The organism is Corynebacterium frankenforstense, assembly GCF_030211955.1.
GTDB lineage: Bacteria > Actinomycetota > Actinomycetes > Mycobacteriales > Mycobacteriaceae > Corynebacterium > Corynebacterium frankenforstense_A.
The window spans coordinates 155,606-172,728 of record NZ_JASODI010000002.1 but is presented as its reverse complement, the minus strand read 5'-3'; the positions used below and the strand labels follow the sequence as shown (position 1 = coordinate 172,728).

The following is a 17,123-nucleotide window of genomic DNA, read 5'->3' as shown; positions in this document are numbered from 1 at the left end:
GGGGCTCATGGTAGCTGGCCGCGGTGCCAGAGCTCCCCCTCCAGGCGCACCAGCCCGGCGCGCATGAGCCCGACGAGCAGGTGCACGGTCAGCGGCAGCGGCAGCCCCGCGGTCGCGGCGACCTCCCCCGCCCTACGTCCCTCGCCCGGTTCGAGGGCGTCGAAGACCCGCAGCTGGTTGCGGTCGAGGCGCTGGACCGGGTCAGGGCCGAAGTCGAGCTCGTACTGCTCGCCCGAGTCCGGGGTGCCGGCCGGCCCCACCAGGGCGCGCACGTCGTCGGCACTGGTGACCAGCTCGGCGGTGCGGGTGCGGATGCGCTCGTGGCAGCCCACCGAACCGGCGGTGGTCACCGGCCCGGGCACGGCCATGCACACCCGGCCCAGGTGTTCGGCCCAGCTGAGCGTGTTCAGCGCGCCGGAGCGCCAGGCGGCCTCGGTGACCACGGTGCCGAGGCTGAGCGCGGCGACCAGGCGGTTACGCGTCAGGAAACGGTGGCGGTGCGGGGTGGCCCCGGGCGGGTACTCGCTGACCACCGCACCGTGCTCGGTCACCCGGTCGAAGAGGCGGGCATGCCGGCGCGGGTAGTCGACGTCGATGCCGCACGCGGCTACGACCACGGTGGATCCCCCGGCGTCGAGGCAGGCGGTGTGGGCCACGGCGTCCACGCCGAGCGCCCCGCCGGAGACGACCGTCCAGCGGTGGCCGGCCAGTCCCCGGGCAAGCGAGCCGGTGACCTCGGCGCCGTAGCGGGAGATCGCCCGGGTGCCCACCAGGGCGACGGCCTGGGCGCACAGTGCGGCCGGCGAACCGCCACGCACCCACAGCGCGTGCGGGGCAACCGCGTCGGCCCGCCCGCCGGCCTGCTGGCCGGCGAAGCCGAAGGCGGCATCCAACTCGGCGGCCGGCCAGTCGGGATGCCCCGGGTGGATCAGCCGGGCGCCCACCGCGGCGGCGGCCTCGAGGTCGGCCTCCGGGTGGCACTCCCGGTGGCGCGCGGCGGTCTCCCTGATCAGCCCGCCGACCGCGGGATCGCGGGTGTGCACGCCGGCGGCGATGTCGCGGGCGTTCCAACCGGCCTCGAGCAGCGACTGCAGCGCGCGTGAGGGACCCTCGACCACGCGGCTGAGATAGGCCCAGGCGAGTAGCTCGGCGTGGGGGTCGGTGCTCATGCGGCCTCCTGCAGGTCGGCGGCCGGGGCGTGCAGCGCCACGGCGCGGTGGACGTGGTCGAGTCCCGGGCGGGCGACCTCCTCGAGGTCGGCCAGCGTCCAAGCCAGCCGCAGGGTACGGTCGACGCCGCGTTGGCTGACCGAGCCCTCGGCGAGGAAGGCCTCGAGCAGCGCCATGGCCTCCTCGGTGGCCGGGAAACGGCGGCGCAGCACCGGTCCGGGCACGCGTCGGCCCGCCCCGCCCGTACCGGCCCAGCGGGCGTCGGCGCGCTGCCGGGCGGCGGCGACCCGCTCGGCCACGGCCGCGCTGGACTCGCCGGCCGGGGCGCTGAGCGTCCCGGTGGCCTGAGTGCGCACGAAGATGTCGAGGCGGTCACGCAGCGGCCCGGAGAGGTTATTCAGGTAACGGGCCCGCTCGGCGGGGCTGCAGCGGCAGGCGGCGGGCTCGGCGGCCCCGCAGCGGCACGGGTTGGCGGCGAGCACCAACTGGAAGCCTGCGGGCAGGGTGACCCGGCTGCGCGAGCGCAGCAGGTGCACCTCCCCGGTCTCCAGCGGCTGGCGCAGCCCGTCGAGCACGGCGGCCGGAACCTCGGAGACCTCGTCGAGGAAGAGCACCCCGCGGTGGGCGAGGCTCACCGCCCCGGGCCGCGGGTGGCCGGCTCCCCCGCCGAGGAGTGCCGCGCGGGTGACGGTGTGGTGCGGGGCGACAAACGGCGGGCGGGTCACAGGTCCGGCACCGGTGGCGGCGGCGACCGAGTGCACGACGGTGGCCTCGATCATCTCGCGTTCGGTGAGGGGCGGCAGGATCCCGGGCAGGCGCTCGGCGAGCATCGACTTCCCCGAGCCCGGCGGGCCGACCATCATCATGTGGTGGCCGCCGGCGGCGGCGACCTCGAGGGCCAGGCGGGCCTCGGGCTGGCCGGCCACGTCGGCGAGGTCCGGCACCCGGGCCGCCTGCCCGGCGCGCAGCTCACCCGGTCCCCCGGAATCCCCGGGCCGCCCGGCGCGCGGCAGCTCGGCGTAACCGCGCGCCCAGTCCCACGCGGCGGATAGCGTCGGGGCGACGAGCACCTCGACCGAGACCAGCACCGAGGCCTCGGCGGCGTTGCCCGGCGGCACCACCACCGTGTCCAGGCCGTGGGCGCGGGCCGCCAGTGCCGCCGGCAGCGCGCCGGGCACCTCGCGCACGGTGCCGTCGAGTCCGATCTCGCCGATAACCATCGCCTCGTGCAGCCTGTGCTCCCCGCGGCCGCGCTCGGCGCCGCTGAGGATGGCCAGCGCCATGGCCAGGTCGAACTGGGAGCCGGCCTTGGGCAGGTCGGCCGGCGACATCGAGACGACGATCTTGGTGCGCGGCCAGTCCAGCCCGCTGTTGGTCACCGCGGTGCGGATCCGGTCGCGCGACTCGCGCACGGCGGTGTCGCCCATCCCGACGACGTGCACGCCGGGAAGCCCCGGGCCGATGTCCGCCTCGACGGTGACCAGGTGGGCGTCCACCCCGTTGAGGGCGACCGTGCGGGTGCGCCCGAGTCTCCCGGCCAACTCAGGCACCCTCATCGACCCCCTTGAAGAAGGTCAGCGCAGCGGTGCCGTCGCCGGCGACCACCACCTCGACGACGTCCAGGCGCACCTCGGCCCAGAGCTTGTCGCCCAGCCAGGCGGCCGCGGCACGGCGCATGCGGTGCAGCTTGGCGGCGGTGACGGCCTCCGCCGCGCCGAAGCCGTGCCCGCGGCGGGTCTTGACCTCCACGAAGACGACGGTGCCGTCCGGTTCCTCGACGATCAGGTCGATCTCGTCGCGGCCCTCGCGCACGTTGCGCCCCAGCACGTGCGCGCCGGCCTTCTCGTAGGCCGCGGCGGCGTGGTCCTCCCCGCGGCGCCCGAGGGCGGCCTGCGCAGGCGGTCCCGTGGGTCTCGGTCGTGGTCTGGTGGTCATCATCTGCTCCCCGTTCAGCTGTGGTCGTTGTCCACGCACCACCCTGACGGGGTCGCGCGGCGGGTGCGACGCGACGTCGGCAATTCTGTGGACAACTCGGCTGCGTCCACAGGCCCGCAACAGCCCACTTGCGCCGACGCCACCCCACCGCACAACCACCCGCGGACAGCGGAAGGACCCGGCGCAGCGCAGGCCGCGTCGGGTCCGGGTGCGGGTCAGTCCCCGCGGAGGACTACTGCTCGGGGAGCACGAAGTCGGGCTTGTCGAGCTCCTCGATGTTGACGTCCTTGTAGGTGATCACGCGGACGTAGCGCACGAAGCGCGCCGGGCGGTACATGTCCCACACCCAGGCGTCGGACATGCGCACCTCGTAGTAGACGTCGCCTTCCTTGGTGTGCGGGATCAGCTCGACGGCGTTGGCCAGGTAGAAGCGGCGCTCGGTCTCCACGACGTAGGAGAACTGGCTGACGACGTCGCGGTACTCCCGGTACAGGGAGAGCTCGACCTCTGCCTCGTAGTTGTCCAGGTCCTCAGCGCTCATGGGGCTGAACCGTCCTTCCCGTGCTGCACGAACTCGCGGTTGGCGGCCGCGACATTGGCATAAGTGTAACGGTGCACCGGGCTCACGCCGTGGCGGCGCACCGCGTCCATGTGCGCGCGTGTCCCGTAGCCCTTGTGCCCGGCGAAGCCGTAGCCCGGGTACGTCTCGTCGAGCCCTGCCATCAGCCGGTCGCGCGAGACCTTGGCCAGCACGCTGGCAGCGGCGATGCAGCGGCAGGTCGCGTCTCCGCCGATGACCGGCAGGTGCGGGGCGGTAAGCCCCGCGACGTACCAGGCGTCGGTGAGCACGTAGCCGGGCGCGACGTCGAGAAGGGCGACGGCCCGGCGCATGCCGGCGAGGTTGGCGCGCTGCACGCCGCGCGAGTCGCACTCGGCGGCGGGGATGTGCACCACCGACCAGGCCAGCGCGGCCTTCTGGATGAGCGGGAAGAGCCGCTCGCGGGCTTTGGACGTGAGCTTCTTCGAGTCGGTCAGCTCTTTGAGCTGCGGGAAGGTGCGCTCGGGCAGCACGCAGGCGGCCACGGTCAAGGGGCCGGCACAGGCTCCTCGTCCGGCCTCGTCGACGCCGGCGACCGGGCCCAGCCCGGCGCGGCACAGCGCGACCTCGTGGGTGCGCATCTGGGTCAGTCGGCGCATTATCGCCGCGTGTCCCCCGCGCCTAGTTCGCCGCGGCCTGCAGGTCGGCGTGCTCGACGCCGCCGATGCGCGAGGGCGGCCACACACGGGCGACGACCTTGCCGCGGATGTTGTCCTCGGGGATCGTGCCCTGGTACTCGTCGCCGATGTGGTAGCGGGAGTCCTGGGAGTTGGTGCGGTTGTCGCCCATGACGAAGACGTTGCCCTCCGGCACGGTCAGCGGGCCGAAGTAGTCGCCGCCGCACTCGGTCGACCCGGTGGCGGGGTCGACGGGGTACTGCGGGGGCTGCAGGGTGAAGGACTGGTCGGTCGGCTCGCCGTCGACCATCACCGAGGGGTCGCCCTCCTGGCAGCTGACGGTCTGGCCTCCGGTCGCGACGATGCGCTTGACCAGGTCGTTCTCGTCCGGGGCGACCAGGCCGACTAGCGCGCCGACGTTCTGCAGGCCGCGGACCACGGCGTTCTCGGAGCGCTGGGAGGTGAACGACTCGTTCCAGGAGTCGGTGCCGGCGAAGACGACGACGTCGCCGGGCTCCGGGTCGGAGGCGTAGTAGGAGATCTTCTCCACGAAGATGCGGTCGCCGGTGCAGCCCGCGCAGCCGTGCAGCGTGGGCTCCATGGAGGCCGAGGGGATCAGGTAGATCCGGCCGATGAAGGTCTGCACGAGGAAGATCACCAAAAACGTGGCGACGATCACCAGGGGAATCTCCACGAACCAGGGCAGCTCCTTCTTGTCGCCCTCGTCCTGCCCGGCGGTCCCGCTCTCGGCGGCGTTCTCGGCTGCTGCTGCACTCACGCCCGGCAACTCTAGCAGCCACAGCCGGCGGTCCCGGTATTCGCGGACTAGCATTCGCGGAATGCGAACGAGACCATTTGTCACGCTGCTGGGCATGCTCGCCCACCACCGCGGTGCCCTGGCCTTCGCGGTGGCACTCAGCCTGGTCAGCTCCGTGGTCGCCCTGGTCCAGCCGCTGGTGGTCAACCGGATGATCGCCGACTTCCCCGACGGGGTCGCCGGGCGCGCCGGCATCCTCGTGGCGCTCCTGGCGGTCAGCTCCGTGGCCGACGGCGCGTCGATCTACGTGATGACGCGCACCGCCGAGTCCGCCGTCTACGACACGCGCACCCGCCTGATCGACCGGGTGCTGCGCCTGCCGGTCACGGCCTACGACCGGCTGCGCACCGGTGACCTGGTCACCCGTGTGGGCGCCGACACCACCCTGGTGCGCTCCGCGTTCACCGGCGGGCTGGTCGGCGCGGTCGGCAGCGCGGTGACCATGGTCGGCTCCGTGGTGCTCATGGGGCTCATCGACGTCGTCATGCTCGGCGTGGTGCTCACCGTGGTCGCACTCGCCCTGCTGGCGGTGATCGTGGCCTCCGGCAGGATCCAGCGCTCGACAAAGGCCGCCCAGAAGTCCGTCGGCGAGCTGGGCGCCGGCCTCGAGCGCGCGCTGGTCGCCGTGCGCACCATCCGTGCGGCCGGTGCCCGTGCCCAGGGCCGCATCGAGGCCGCCCTGGGCCGCGACGCCCGCCGCGCCTTCGGGCACGGCCGCGACGTGGCCAAGGTCGAGGGCCTGCTCTTCCCCGCCACGGGGCTGTCCCTGCAGGTGGCGTTTCTCGCCGTGCTCGGCATCGGCGGCATGCGCGTGGCCGCCGGCGCGATCACCGTGGCCGACCTGGTCTCCTTCGTGCTCTACCTGTTCATGCTGGCCTCCCCGCTCGGCGCGGTCTTCGGCGCGGTGACCACCGTGCGCCAGGCGATGGGCGCGATCGAGCGCATCCAGCGCATCCTCGGCGAGCCCGTCGAGTCCGAGGCCGGCGCCGAGCTCGAGCCGGTGCCCGGCGCCCCGGCCGTCGAGTTCGACCGCGTCACCTTCTCCTACGCGCACACGACGGAGGAGGGGGAAGAAGAGATTGACGACGCCGCGCGTGCGGACGCCGGAGGCGCCCGCACCGTGGTGCTCCACGACGTCTCCTTCACGGTGCCGGCCGGCACCACCACCGCGCTCGTCGGCCCCTCGGGCGCCGGCAAGTCCACCGCGCTGGCACTCATCGAGCGCTTCTACTCCCCCGACTCCGGCCGCGTGCTCGTCGCCGGGCGCGACACGGCCGGGCTCAACCCGGCCGCGCTGCGCCCGGCGATCGGCTACGTCGAGCAGGAGGCCGCCGTGCTCGCCGGCACCGTGCGCGAGAACCTGCGGCTGGTCGCCGAGGACGCCACCGACGGGGAGTGCTGGCGCGTCCTCGAGCAGGTCGGCCTGGACTCCCCGTTGCGCGAGCGCGGCGGGCTGGACACCGTCCTCGGCGAGCGCGGCATGACGCTATCGGGCGGTCAGCGCCAGCGCCTCGCCCTGGCGCGCATGCTGCTGGCCGACGCCCCGCTGCTGCTCCTCGACGAGCCGACCAGCGCGGTGGACTCCATGAACGAGCAGCTCATCCTCGATGCGCTGGCCACGGCCTCCCGGGGCCGCAGCGTGGTGGTCATCGCCCACCGGCTGTCCACGGTCACCGACGCCGACCAGATCATCGTCCTCGACGAGGGCCGGGTGGTCGGCCGCGGCACCCACCACGAGCTGATGGCCGGAAACGAGGTCTACCAGGAGCTCGCCAGCCGCCAGCTCATGCAGTAGGCGACGGCGCTGACGCGCCGCCGCCGGGGACCCGGGTGGCCGGCCCCGGGGACGCGAAAACCCCGCCGCCGGACCGGGTCCGGGGACGGGGTGATGCGGTGGGCCGGGTGGTACCCGGCCCGGGATGCGCTTAGCGGCGCTCCTTGATGCGGGCCGCCTTGCCGCGCAGGTTGCGCAGGTAGTACAGCTTCGCACGGCGGACCTTGCCGCGACGCTCGACCTTGATCGAGGCCAGGTTCGGCGAGTGCACTGGGAAGGTGCGCTCCACGGCGATGCCGAAGGAGACCTTGCGCACGGTGAAGGTCTCACGGATGCCCGAGCCCTGGCGGCGGATGACCACGCCGGTGAAGAGCTGGGTGCGCTCGGTGGAGCCCTCGATGACCTTCACGTCGACGGCGACGGTGTCGCCCGGGCGGAAGTCGGGGATGTCGTCGCGCAGCTGGGCTGCGTCGACCTTGTCAAGAATGTTCATTGAAATCCTTCGATGAGTCTGGACAGAGGACCCTGGCGGCGGTGAGGCTCGACCGGTTCGTATCCGCTACATGGAACTGGGACATTGTGCCATAACCGCAGGCTCGCGGACAAATCACGGCCGGCGGGCCTACACTTGCGCATCGCAACCAGAAATCCACGGGAGCCCTGCCCCGGTCACGCCGGAGGCCCCAGGGGCTGAGAGAGCGCGTGCGGCGCGCGAAACCGTTTGAACCTGTCCGGCCAGCACCGGCGGAGGAAGAGAGGTCGGGCCGTCGTGGCCGCAGAACCAGACCTGAGATGCTACCTGGTCACCGGGGCCGGCACCCCGGAGCACATCACGAAGGTCGCCGCCGCGGCCGCCCGCGGCGGAGCCGGGGTCATCCAGGTGCGCTCGAAGCCCATCGACGCCGGCGACCTGCTCGAGCTGACCGTCTCGGTCGCCCGCGCCGTCGCTGAGGCCAACCCCGTCACGAGGGTGCTCGTCGACGACCGCGTCGACGTCGCCGCCGCCGCCATGGCCCGCGGCGAGAACGTCCACGGCGTCCACGTCGGCCAGACCGACCTGCCCGTGGCCGACGTGCGCCGCCTGCTCGGAAAGGACGCGATCATCGGGCTGACCACCGGCACCCGCGAGCTGGTCGAGGCCGCCAACGTGCACGCGGCCGCAGGCCTGATCGACTACGTCGGCTGCGGGCCCTACAAGCCCACCCCGACCAAGGACTCCGGGCGCAATCCCCTCGGCGTCGAGGCCTACCGGGAGCTCACGGAGCTCTGCGAGGTCCCCATGGTCGCCATCGGCTCGGTGACCGCCGAGGACGCCCCCGCCCTGGCTGCCACAGGTGTCGCCGGGGTCGCCGTGGTGCGCGCCCTGATGAACGCCGAGGACCCGGCCGGATACGCCGCCCGCATCGTCGCGGCCTTCTCCCCCGCGGGCGCCGCGCCCGGCGGGGCCAACGGACATGGAAACGAGGAATTCTGATGAGCCACGTCACCGTCATCGGCGCCGGCCTGGTCGGCCTGGCCACCGCCTTCGAGCTGACCGAGCGCGGGGCGGACGTCACCGTCGTCGACCCGGCCCCCGCCGGCCAGGCGACCCACTTCGCCGGCGGCATGCTCGCCCCGGTCGCCGAGGTGCAGTACCGCCAGGAGCCGCTCTACCCGCTCATGCTCGACTCCGCGGCGCGCTACCCGGACCTGATCGAGCGGGTCTCGGCCGCCACCGAGCTGCCGACCGGCCACCGCACCGACGGCACGCTCGTCGTCGCCGCCGACCGCGCCGACGCCACTCACCTGGCGGAGCTGGCCGCCCACCAGTCGGCCCACGAGATGACCGTCGAGCGCATCACCGTGCGCGAGGCCCGCCGCCTGGAGCCGGGGCTCTCCCCCAACCTGGCCGGCGCCGTGTCCATCCCCGGCGACCACGAGGTCGCCCCGCGCCAGTTCGCCGAGGCGCTCATCGACGCCCTGAGGTCCCGCGGCGTCGAGTTCATCGCCGAGAAGGCCACCGCCCTGGTCCGGGCCGCAGACGACGCGGCGGCCGCGGTGACCGCCGTGCGCACGGAGTCGCACACGCTGCCCGTCACCGACGGTGACTCAGTCGTGCTCGCGACGGGGCTCGGGGCGTCGGAAATCGAGGGCGTCAACGCACCGCTGCAACTGCGCCCGGTCTACGGCGACATCCTCATCGCCGCCGCACCGCACGGCGAGGAGCTGATCACCCGCGTGGTGCGCGGCTTCGTCGAGGACCGGCCGATCTACCTGATCCCGCGCGCCGAGGGGCGCATCGCCATCGGGGCGACCAGCCGCGAGGACCACCGAGCCGACACCCCGCTGTTCGCCGTGCGCGACCTTTTGCGCGACGCCTGCCGGGTGGCGCCCTGCCTCGAGGAGGCGGGCATGGTCGAGTGGGGCACCGGCGCACGCCCCGGCACCCCCGACGACCTGCCGTACCTGGGCCGGGAGGGCAGGAACCTGGTGATCTCCACCGGGTACTTCCGCCACGGCATCCTGCTGACCGCGCTGGGCGCGGCCGTCGGCGCCGAGATGGCGCTCGGCGCCGAGGCCCCCGAACTCATCGCCGCCTGCGACCCGCGCCGTGCGCGACGCTGACGCGCCGCGCACCAGACAAGCCCAAAAGGAAAAGGAGCGAAACAGCACCATGATCCACTACACGGTCAACGACGAGCCCCGCGAGGGCGAGCCGCTCACCGTCGCCGAGCTTGTCGACGCCGAGGTCGGCACCCGCACCGGGGTCGCCGTCGCCGTCGACGGCGAGGTCGTGCCCGCCTCCGGGTGGGACCGCCGCATCAACGAGGGCGAGCGCGTCGACGTGCTCACCGCCGTCCAGGGAGGTTAAGAATGCTCACCATCGCCGACAAGCAGTTCCACTCGCACCTGATCATGGGCACCGGCGGGGCGACCTCGCAGGCCATCCTCGAGGAGTCGCTGGTGGCCAGCGGCACCCAGCTGACCACCGTGGCCATGCGCCGTCACTCCGCGGCCACCGGCGGCGGCGAGAGCATCTTCGAGATGCTGCGCCGCCTCGACATCGCCCCGCTGCCCAACACCGCCGGCTGCCGCACCGCCCGCGACGCGGTGACCACCGCCAAGCTCGCTCGTGAGGCGCTGGGCACCGACTGGATCAAGGCCGAGGTCATCGCCGACGAGCACACCCTGCTCCCCGACGCCGTCGAGCTGATCGACGCCTGCGAGCTCCTCGTCGCCGAGGGCTTCACCGTGCTGGCCTACTGCCCCGACGACCCCGTCGTCGCCCGCCACCTCGTCGGCGTGGGCGTGGCCGCGGTGATGCCGCTGGGCTCGCCGATCGGCACCGGGCTGGGCATCCTCAACCCGCACAACATCGAGCTGATCTGCACCGAGGCCCACCGCCAGGACGTGCCGGTCATCCTCGACGCCGGGGTGGGCACCGCCTCCGACGCCGCCCGCGCCATGGAGCTCGGCTGCGACGGCGTGCTCCTGGCCAGCGCGATCAACCGCTGCCAGGACCCGGTGGCCATGGCGCGCGCGGTGCGCCACGCCGTGGAGGCCGGCCGCCTGGCGCGCACCGCCGGGCGCATACCGCAGCGCGAGCACGCCCGCGCCTCCTCCAGCTTCGAGGGCCTGGCCAGCTGGGCCGACCAGGTGCTCTAGGGGGTGAGCCGATGACGATCGAGGAAGGCGAGCTGCGCCGGGTCGCCCGCCAGCTCAACCTGATCACCGCCGCCCAGCAGGAGCGGCTGCACGCCGCGCGCGTACTGGTCATCGGCGCCGGCGGCCTGGGCTGCCCGCTCATGCAGTCGCTGGCCGCCGTCGGGGTCGGCCACATCCGGCTGCTCGACGACGACACGGTGGATCTCACCAACATCCACCGCCAGGTCCTCTTCGGCGCCGGCGACGTCGGCCGCCCCAAGGTCGAGGTCGCCGCCGAGCGGCTTACCGCCCTGCAGCCGGGAATCGTCGTCGAAGCCGCCCAGACCCGGCTGACCACCGACAACGCCCTCGCCGAGTGCGAGGCGGCGGACCTGGTCATCGACGGCTCGGACACCTTCGCCACCAAGTACCTCTCGGCCGACGCCTGCGAGGCCACCAGCACCCCGCTGGTGTGGGGCACGGTGCTGCGCTTCGCCGGCCAGGCCGCGCTGTGGCACTCCGGGCCCGGCGGCGGGGCGGACCGCGGGGTGGGCCTGCGCGACTTCTTCCCCGAGCAGCCCGACGCCGCCTTCGCCCCCGACTGCGCCACCGCCGGCGTGCTGGGTGCCACCACCGCCGTGGTGGGAAACCTCATGGCCACCGAGGCGGTCAAGTACCTCGCGGGGCTGACCCGCCCCGACGGGGAGCCCGCGTCGGTTGCGGGCCGCGTGCTCAACTACGACGCGCTGACCGGCACCGTGCGCGCGCTGACGGTGCGCGCCGACGCCGCGCGCGAGCCGGTGACGGGGCTGCGCGACTTCTACGGTGCGGCGTGCGCGGCCTCGATTGACGACGTCGCGTTCGACCCCGAGCGCGCCGAGGCGCGCCGTCTGCTCGAGGAGGTGCGGGCGGGAAAGGCGGTGGCGGTCGACGTGCGCGAGCCGCACGAGGTGCTCGTCGAGGACCTCGACTGTGAGTCGGTCAAGCTGCCGCTCTCGCAGCTGAACCCGGACGCGCTGGCCGAGGCGGTGGGTCAGGCGCAGAAGGTCGTGGTCTACTGCGCCTCGGGGGTGCGCAGCGGCATGGTCGTCGACAACGTCGAGCTCGACGGCGTCGAGATCGTCAGCCTGCCGGGTGGGACCGCCGCGCAGCGCTGAGCCGGGCGGCGGTTCCGCCCGGCCGGCGCGGCACCGGTGCCCGGGCGGGGGTCTAGTCCGCGAGCCCGGCGCGCTTGAGGGCGTCGGCCATCGCGCCGCCGCCGGTGTTGCCGCCGCGGCCGGAGCGGCCGTTGCCGCCACGCCCGTTTCCGCTGCCGTTTCCCCGCCCGTTGCCGCGTGAGCCGTTCTTGCCGCGGCCGCGGGAGCCGTCGCGCCCGCCGCGCTCTGCGCCGGAGTTCTTCTCGCCGCGCCCGCCGCGGCGCCCGCCCCTGCCCTTGTTGTTGTCCCCGCCGGGCTCGTCGTCGAGGCGCAGGGACAGCCCGATGCGCTGGCGCTCGACGTCGACGTCCATGACCTTGACCTTGACCACCTGGCCGGAGTGGACGACGTCGTGCGGGTCCTTGACAAACGACCGCGACATCGCCGAGACGTGCACCAGGCCGTCCTGGTGGACGCCGACGTCGACGAAGGCGCCGAAGGCGGCGACGTTGGTCACGGTGCCCTCGAGCACCATGCCCGGGGTCAGGTCGGAGACCTTCTCCACGCCCTCGCGGAACTCGGCGGTGCGGAACTCCGGGCGCGGGTCGCGGCCGGGCTTGTCCAGCTCGGCGATGATGTCGGTGACCGTGGGCACGCCGAAGCGCTCGTCAGCGAAGTCCGCGGGCTTGAGCTTCTTGAGCACGTCACTCTTGCCGATCAGCTCGGCGACCCCCAGGCCGGTGGCCTCGGCGATGCGGCGCACCACCGGGTAGGCCTCCGGGTGCACGGCCGAGGCGTCCAGCGGGTCCGCCCCGCCGTTGATGCGCAGGAAGCCCGCGGACTGCTCGAAGGCCTTCGGGCCCAGGCGCGGGACCTTGCCCAGTTCCTTGCGGGTGGTGAAGCTGCCGTGCTCGTCGCGGTAGGCGACGATGTTGCCGGCCACGGTCGCGGAGATGCCGGCGACGCGCTCGAGCAGAGGCACCGAGGCGGTGTTGAGGTCCACGCCGACGCCGTTGACGGCGTCCTCGACGACGTCGTCGAGGGTGTGGGCGAGGCGGGTCTGGTTGACGTCGTGCTGGTACTGGCCCACCCCGATGGCCTTGGGGTCGACCTTGACCAGCTCGGCGAGCGGGTCCTGCAGGCGGCGGGCGATGGAGACCGCGCCGCGCAGGGCGACGTCCATGTCCGGGAACTCGGCGGCGGCGACCTCGCTGGCCGAGTAGACCGAGGCGCCGGACTCGCTGACCACGACCGGGGTCGGACGTGTCCCGCCGGCGGCGGCGATGAGGTCGGCGACCTCGCCGGCCAGCTTGTCGGACTCGCGCGAGGCGGTGCCGTTGCCCACGGCGATCAGCTCGACGCCGTGCTCGGCGGCCAGACCGGCGAGGGTGTCGCGGGCGGCGCCCCAGCGGTTCTGCGGGGCGTGCGGGTAGACGACCACGGTGTCGAGCACCTTGCCTGTGGCGTCGACGACGGCGCACTTGACGCCGTTGCGGTAGCCGGGGTCCAGCCCCAGCACGGCGCGCTGGCCGGCCGGGGCGGCCAGCAGGACGTCGCGCAGGTTGGTCGCGAAGATGCCCAGGGCGTCGTCCTCGGCGCGCTCGCGCAGGCGCATGCGCGCGTCCAGTCCCGCGCTCACGGCGAGCTTGGTGCGCCACCCGAAGCCCACGGCGTCGGCAATCCAGCTGGAACGCTCGACGGGCAGCTCGGCGCGGCGCGCGATCAGCCCGGTGTAGAAGGTTTCGTCGCCGCCGTCGAGGCCGAGGTGGAGCACGCCCTCCTTCTCGCCGCGCAGCAGCGCGAGGATGCGGTGGCCGGGCAGCTCGGTCAGAGGCTCGGAGAACTCGAAGTAGTCGCGGTACTTCTGGCCCTCCTGTTCCTTACCCTCGATGACCCCGGAGCTGACGGTGCCGCGGGAGTAGAACTCCTCGCGCACCTCACCGACCAGGTCGGCGTCCATGGCCAGGTCGTCGACGAGGATGTCGCGCGCGCCCTCGAGCGCGGCGGCGGTGTCCTCGTAGCCCTCGGTGGTGAAGGCCTCGGCCAGGGCGGCCGGGTCGGCCCCGGGCTCGGCGACGAGCTTCTCCACCAGCGGGGCCAGTCCCGCCTCGCGGGCCTTGTCGGCGCGGGTCTTGCGGCGCTTCTTGAACGGGCGGTAGAGGTCCTCCAGGCGCGCCTTGGTCTCGCAGGCGGCGATCAGCCCGCGCACGGTGTCGGTCAGCTTGCCCTGCTCCTCGATGGCGGCGAGCACCGTCTCCTTGCGCTCCTCGAGTTCGCGCAGGTAGGTGGCGCGTTCCTCGAGGCGGCGCAGCTGGGTGTCGTCGAGGCCGCCGGTGGCCTCCTTGCGGTAGCGGGCGATGAAGGGCACGGTGTTGCCCTCGTCGAGTAGCGCGAGGGCGGCGTCGACCTGGTCGACGTGCACCCCGAGTTCCTCTGCGATACGGGTGGAGATCATTGCGGTAATTCTAGGGGTGCCGCGGGACGCGCGGGTGCGAGGGCGGACGTTCACGAGCGGGAAGACGCCCGTGGGCATCCATGACGCCGGTGGGAGTGTCCCAATGAGCACATTGCACTAGTTGTACTAGTTCATCTATACTTAAAGCCGTGATCATCCGTACCGACCCCTCCGACCCCACCCCGATCTACCGGCAGATTGCCGGCCAGGTCGCCGCCCAGATCCGCGACGGCACGCTGGCCCGCGGCGAGCGCCTGCCCACCGGTGCCGAGCTGGCCGCCTCCCTCGACGTCAACCGCAACACCACGCTGCAGGCCTACCGGCTGCTGCGCGACGAGGGCCTGATCGACCTGCGCCGCGGCCGCGGGGCCGTCGTGCGCACACCAGGCGCCGACACCCCCGCACCGGCGCGCGCACCCGCCACGCCCGCCACACCCGCCGCGACTGCCGGGGCCGTCACCTCGGCCCCCTCCCCCGCCACCGACCCGGACGGCGAGCTCGACGCGCTCGCCGCGCGACTGGCCGCCGCCGCCCGGGCCGCCGGCGCCTCCCTCGACGACATGGTGCACCTGCTGCACCGGAAAGGACTGTCATGACCCCCACCACCCGCCACCTCGTGCTGACCACCGGGGCCGGCGCACTGGTCACCGTCGGCGCCGCCGTCTGGTCCGCGCTGCTCCTGCCGCGCTCCCCCGACCCCGCAGCCGTCCACTTCGGCCCCGACGGCGTCGCCGACGGCTTCGCCACCCCCTGGGTGGCCTGGGCGGGCATGCTCGCCCTGAACGTGCTGATCCTGGTGATCTACACCGCCTCCGCGCGCGCCGCGGCCAGCCGCTGGTCCGCGGGCGTGTGCACCTTCGGCCTCGGCCTGACCGCCGCGGTGCAGGTCAACATCGCGATGACCAACGCCGGGCTGGCCGATGCCGCCGCGGCACGGCTCGGCTGGGGCGATCTCGCGGCCGTGCTCGGCGTCGGCCTCGCTCTGGGGCTCATCGTCGCCGCAGTGCCCCCGGCCCCGGAGATCGACGACACCGCGCGCACGCCCGCGCCCGCCGAGGTCCCCGCGGGCGGGGCGGTGGCGTGGGCCGGCGTGGCGGTCTACCCCGCATGGTTCCGCGCATTGCTCGTCGGCCTCGTCGTCGCGCTGGTGATACTGACGCTGGCCACGGCCAACTGGTACGCGCTGGCGGCCACGGCGCTGACGGTGCTCGCCGGGATCTTCGCCGGCGGCTGGCGGCTGCGCGCCGATTCCGAGGGCCTGCACTACACCGGGGTCTTCGGCTGGCCGGACTCGCTGGTGCCGGCCGCCGAGATCGAGTCAGCCGAGGTCTTCGACCTGCGTCCCGGCCAGTGGGGCGGGTGGGGCTACCGCACCCAGCCCGGGGCGACAGCGCTGGTCACCCGGGGTGGCACGGCGCTGCGCCTGCGACTGACCGGCGGGCGGACCTTCGCGGCCACCTGCTCGGATCCCGAGGGGGCCGCGGCGGTGCTCAACCGCTACGCGGGAGGCAGGGCCTAGAGCAGCAGCTGCGCCAGGCCGGAGCCGACGACGCAGGAGGTGAACACGCCGATCGCGCCCGGGATCAGGAACGAGTGGTTGATCACGAACTTGCCGATGCGCGTGGTGCCCGTGGTGTCGAAGCCGATGCAGGCCAGGTCCGAGGGGTAAGTCGGCAGGATCCAGTAGCCGTAGGCGGCGCCGTAGAAGCCGATGACGACCACCGGGTCCACGCCGAGGGCCAGGCCGATCGGGGCGATGGCGACCAGGGCCGCGCCCTGGGAGTTGACCAGCTTCGAGGTGATCAGCAGCGCCAGCGCGTAGGTCCACGGGGCGGCGGCGACGACCTCACCGAGGACGTCGGTGAGCTGGTCGAGGTGCGAGGAGAAGAAGGTGTCCGCCATCCAGGCGACGCCGAAGACGGAGAACACGGCGGTCATGCCGGCCTTGAAGACGGCCGTCGAGGCGATCTTCTTGTGGTCGACCTTGCAGGCCAGCAGGATCACCGCGCCGCCGACGAGCATGAGCATCTGGATGACCAGGTTCATCGACAGCGGCTTGGACGTGCCGTCGTCGTCCGGGAAGGACGGGCGCAGGCCCTCGAAGGCGCCGAGGATGACCACGAGGATGATGACGGTGAAGAAGATCCACACGGCCCGGTAGGCCGACGGCGGGAAGGTCTTGCCGATCAGGGTCTGGCCCTGGCCCTCGAGCTGGGCGGCGAACTCCGGGTCCTTCATGCGCTCCTGGAAGGCCGGGTCCTTGTCCAGGTCCTTGCCGCGGCGCAGCGACCACAGCGCGGCAAGCAGCACGCCGGACAGGGAGGCCGGCATGGCGACCATGAGGATCTGCGGGATGGAGAAGGAGACGTGGGTGATCCCGGCGTTCTCCGCGAGGATGGAGGCCAGCGAGACGGTGGCCACCGAGACCGGGGAGGCCGTGATGCCCATCTGGGCGGCGGTCGAGGAGACGGCCATGGGGCGCTCGGGGCGGATGCCCTTCTTCAGCGCGATGTCCTGGATGATCGGGAACATCGTGTAGACGACGTGGCCGGTGCCGCACAGCACGGTCAGCGACCAGGTGGTGATCGGCGCCAGGATGGTGACCATCTCCGGCTTCTTGCGCAGCAGTTTCTCCGCGAACTGCATCATCACGTCGAGGCCCTTGCCCTGTTGCAGGGTGGCCGCACAACCGATGACGGCGACGATGGTCAGCATCACCGAGACCGGCGGCTCGCCGGGGGTCAGGCCGAAGAGGAAGACGAGGATGACCAGGCCGATGCCGGAGATGAGGCCCAGCCCGATGCCGCCGAAGCGGGTGCCCATCAGCAGACAGCCGAGGATCACCAGAATCTGCAGCACGATGGCGACCCCGGAGGAGGGGTCGAGAAGTGAAGCCAGCATGGTAGCTCGCTTTCGGATCGATTGACAGTGCCTGTCAATATCATTTCGCTTTACCAGGAAACCGGAAACCAACCGGGCGCGATCCCACGTCTAATCG

17 protein-coding genes are annotated in these 17,123 nt (G+C 73.0%); 8 read left to right on the top strand and 9 right to left on the bottom strand.

Features of this window, described 5'->3' with window-relative positions; translation table 11 throughout:
* Positions 1-5: 5 nt before the first annotated feature.
* The 6 genes from dprA to lepB form a co-directional block, all read right to left on the bottom strand.
* Positions 6-1,169, bottom strand: a complete 1,164-nt coding sequence (gene dprA, locus QP119_RS01825) for a DNA-processing protein DprA (RefSeq protein ID WP_284773278.1) — start codon at positions 1,167-1,169, stop codon at positions 6-8.
* Positions 1,166-2,725, bottom strand: a complete 1,560-nt coding sequence (locus QP119_RS01820) for a YifB family Mg chelatase-like AAA ATPase (RefSeq protein WP_423777738.1) — start codon at positions 2,723-2,725, stop codon at positions 1,166-1,168. The genes dprA and QP119_RS01820 overlap by 4 nt, the downstream gene beginning before the upstream one ends.
* The gene (locus QP119_RS01815) at positions 2,712-3,104 is read right to left on the bottom strand and encodes a YraN family protein (RefSeq protein WP_284773275.1); all 393 of its coding nucleotides are present in this window, start codon (positions 3,102-3,104) and stop codon (positions 2,712-2,714) included. Before QP119_RS01815 ends, QP119_RS01820 begins: the two co-directional genes overlap by 14 nt.
* Before the next feature lie 232 nt (positions 3,105-3,336).
* Positions 3,337-3,645: a DUF2469 domain-containing protein gene (locus tag QP119_RS01810; RefSeq protein WP_284773273.1), complete on the bottom strand. Its 309-nt coding sequence runs from the start codon at positions 3,643-3,645 to the stop codon at positions 3,337-3,339.
* On the bottom strand, positions 3,642-4,301 hold the full coding sequence (locus QP119_RS01805) for a ribonuclease HII (protein ID WP_284773271.1): 660 nt from the start codon (positions 4,299-4,301) through the stop codon (positions 3,642-3,644). Before QP119_RS01805 ends, QP119_RS01810 begins: the two co-directional genes overlap by 4 nt.
* A gap of 22 nt (positions 4,302-4,323) precedes the next feature.
* Positions 4,324-5,151 carry a signal peptidase I gene (gene lepB / locus QP119_RS01800; RefSeq protein ID WP_423777737.1) on the bottom strand — a complete coding sequence of 276 codons (828 nt, stop codon included), beginning with the start codon at positions 5,149-5,151 and terminating at the stop codon, positions 4,324-4,326.
* A gap of 7 nt (positions 5,152-5,158) precedes the next feature.
* Here lepB and QP119_RS01795 point away from each other — a divergent pair, with 7 nt between their 5' ends.
* Positions 5,159-6,931: an ABC transporter ATP-binding protein gene (locus tag QP119_RS01795; RefSeq protein ID WP_284773267.1), complete on the top strand. Its 1,773-nt coding sequence runs from the start codon at positions 5,159-5,161 to the stop codon at positions 6,929-6,931.
* 130 nt (positions 6,932-7,061) lie between these two features.
* On the opposite strand, the gene rplS is transcribed toward QP119_RS01795, so the two are convergent.
* Positions 7,062-7,403: a 50S ribosomal protein L19 gene (gene rplS / locus QP119_RS01790; RefSeq protein ID WP_075664106.1), complete on the bottom strand. Its 342-nt coding sequence runs from the start codon at positions 7,401-7,403 to the stop codon at positions 7,062-7,064.
* 276 nt (positions 7,404-7,679) lie between these two features.
* Between rplS and QP119_RS01785 the strand changes: the two genes are divergently transcribed.
* The 5 genes from QP119_RS01785 to QP119_RS01765 are packed head-to-tail and all read left to right on the top strand — an operon-like array spanning position 7,680 to position 11,691.
* Positions 7,680-8,384, top strand: a complete 705-nt coding sequence (locus tag QP119_RS01785; RefSeq protein ID WP_284773266.1) for a thiamine phosphate synthase — start codon at positions 7,680-7,682, stop codon at positions 8,382-8,384.
* Entirely contained in the window at positions 8,384-9,514 is a 1,131-nt protein-coding gene (thiO, locus tag QP119_RS01780) for a glycine oxidase ThiO (protein WP_284773265.1), read from the top strand. The genes QP119_RS01785 and thiO overlap by 1 nt, the downstream gene beginning before the upstream one ends.
* A 49-nt stretch (positions 9,515-9,563) precedes the next feature.
* Entirely contained in the window at positions 9,564-9,761 is a 198-nt protein-coding gene (gene thiS / locus QP119_RS01775; protein WP_075664109.1) for a sulfur carrier protein ThiS, read from the top strand.
* Between the two features lie 2 nt (positions 9,762-9,763).
* Complete coding sequence (locus QP119_RS01770) at positions 9,764-10,555, top strand: thiazole synthase (RefSeq protein WP_284773264.1); 792 nt, start codon at positions 9,764-9,766, stop codon at positions 10,553-10,555.
* Between the two features lie 11 nt (positions 10,556-10,566).
* Positions 10,567-11,691, top strand: a complete 1,125-nt coding sequence (locus tag QP119_RS01765; protein WP_284773263.1) for a ThiF family adenylyltransferase — start codon at positions 10,567-10,569, stop codon at positions 11,689-11,691.
* Between the two features lie 52 nt (positions 11,692-11,743).
* On the opposite strand, the gene QP119_RS01760 is transcribed toward QP119_RS01765, so the two are convergent.
* Entirely contained in the window at positions 11,744-14,125 is a 2,382-nt protein-coding gene (locus tag QP119_RS01760) for a Tex family protein (RefSeq protein ID WP_284773261.1), read from the bottom strand.
* Positions 14,126-14,274: 149 nt separating this feature from the next.
* On the opposite strand from QP119_RS01760, the gene QP119_RS01755 reads away from it, so the two are divergent.
* Both QP119_RS01755 and QP119_RS01750 read left to right on the top strand, forming a co-directional pair.
* A complete protein-coding gene (locus QP119_RS01755; RefSeq protein ID WP_284773260.1) occupies positions 14,275-14,721 on the top strand; it encodes a GntR family transcriptional regulator in 447 nt (148 codons plus the stop codon).
* Positions 14,718-15,644, top strand: coding sequence for a DUF1648 domain-containing protein (locus QP119_RS01750; RefSeq protein WP_284773259.1), 927 nt, complete (start codon positions 14,718-14,720; stop codon positions 15,642-15,644). The genes QP119_RS01755 and QP119_RS01750 overlap by 4 nt, the downstream gene beginning before the upstream one ends.
* Here the strand turns inward: QP119_RS01750 and QP119_RS01745 are convergent.
* Entirely contained in the window at positions 15,641-17,026 is a 1,386-nt protein-coding gene (locus QP119_RS01745; RefSeq protein ID WP_284773258.1) for an anaerobic C4-dicarboxylate transporter, read from the bottom strand. The genes QP119_RS01750 and QP119_RS01745 overlap by 4 nt on opposite strands.
* Positions 17,027-17,123: the final 97 nt, after the last annotated feature.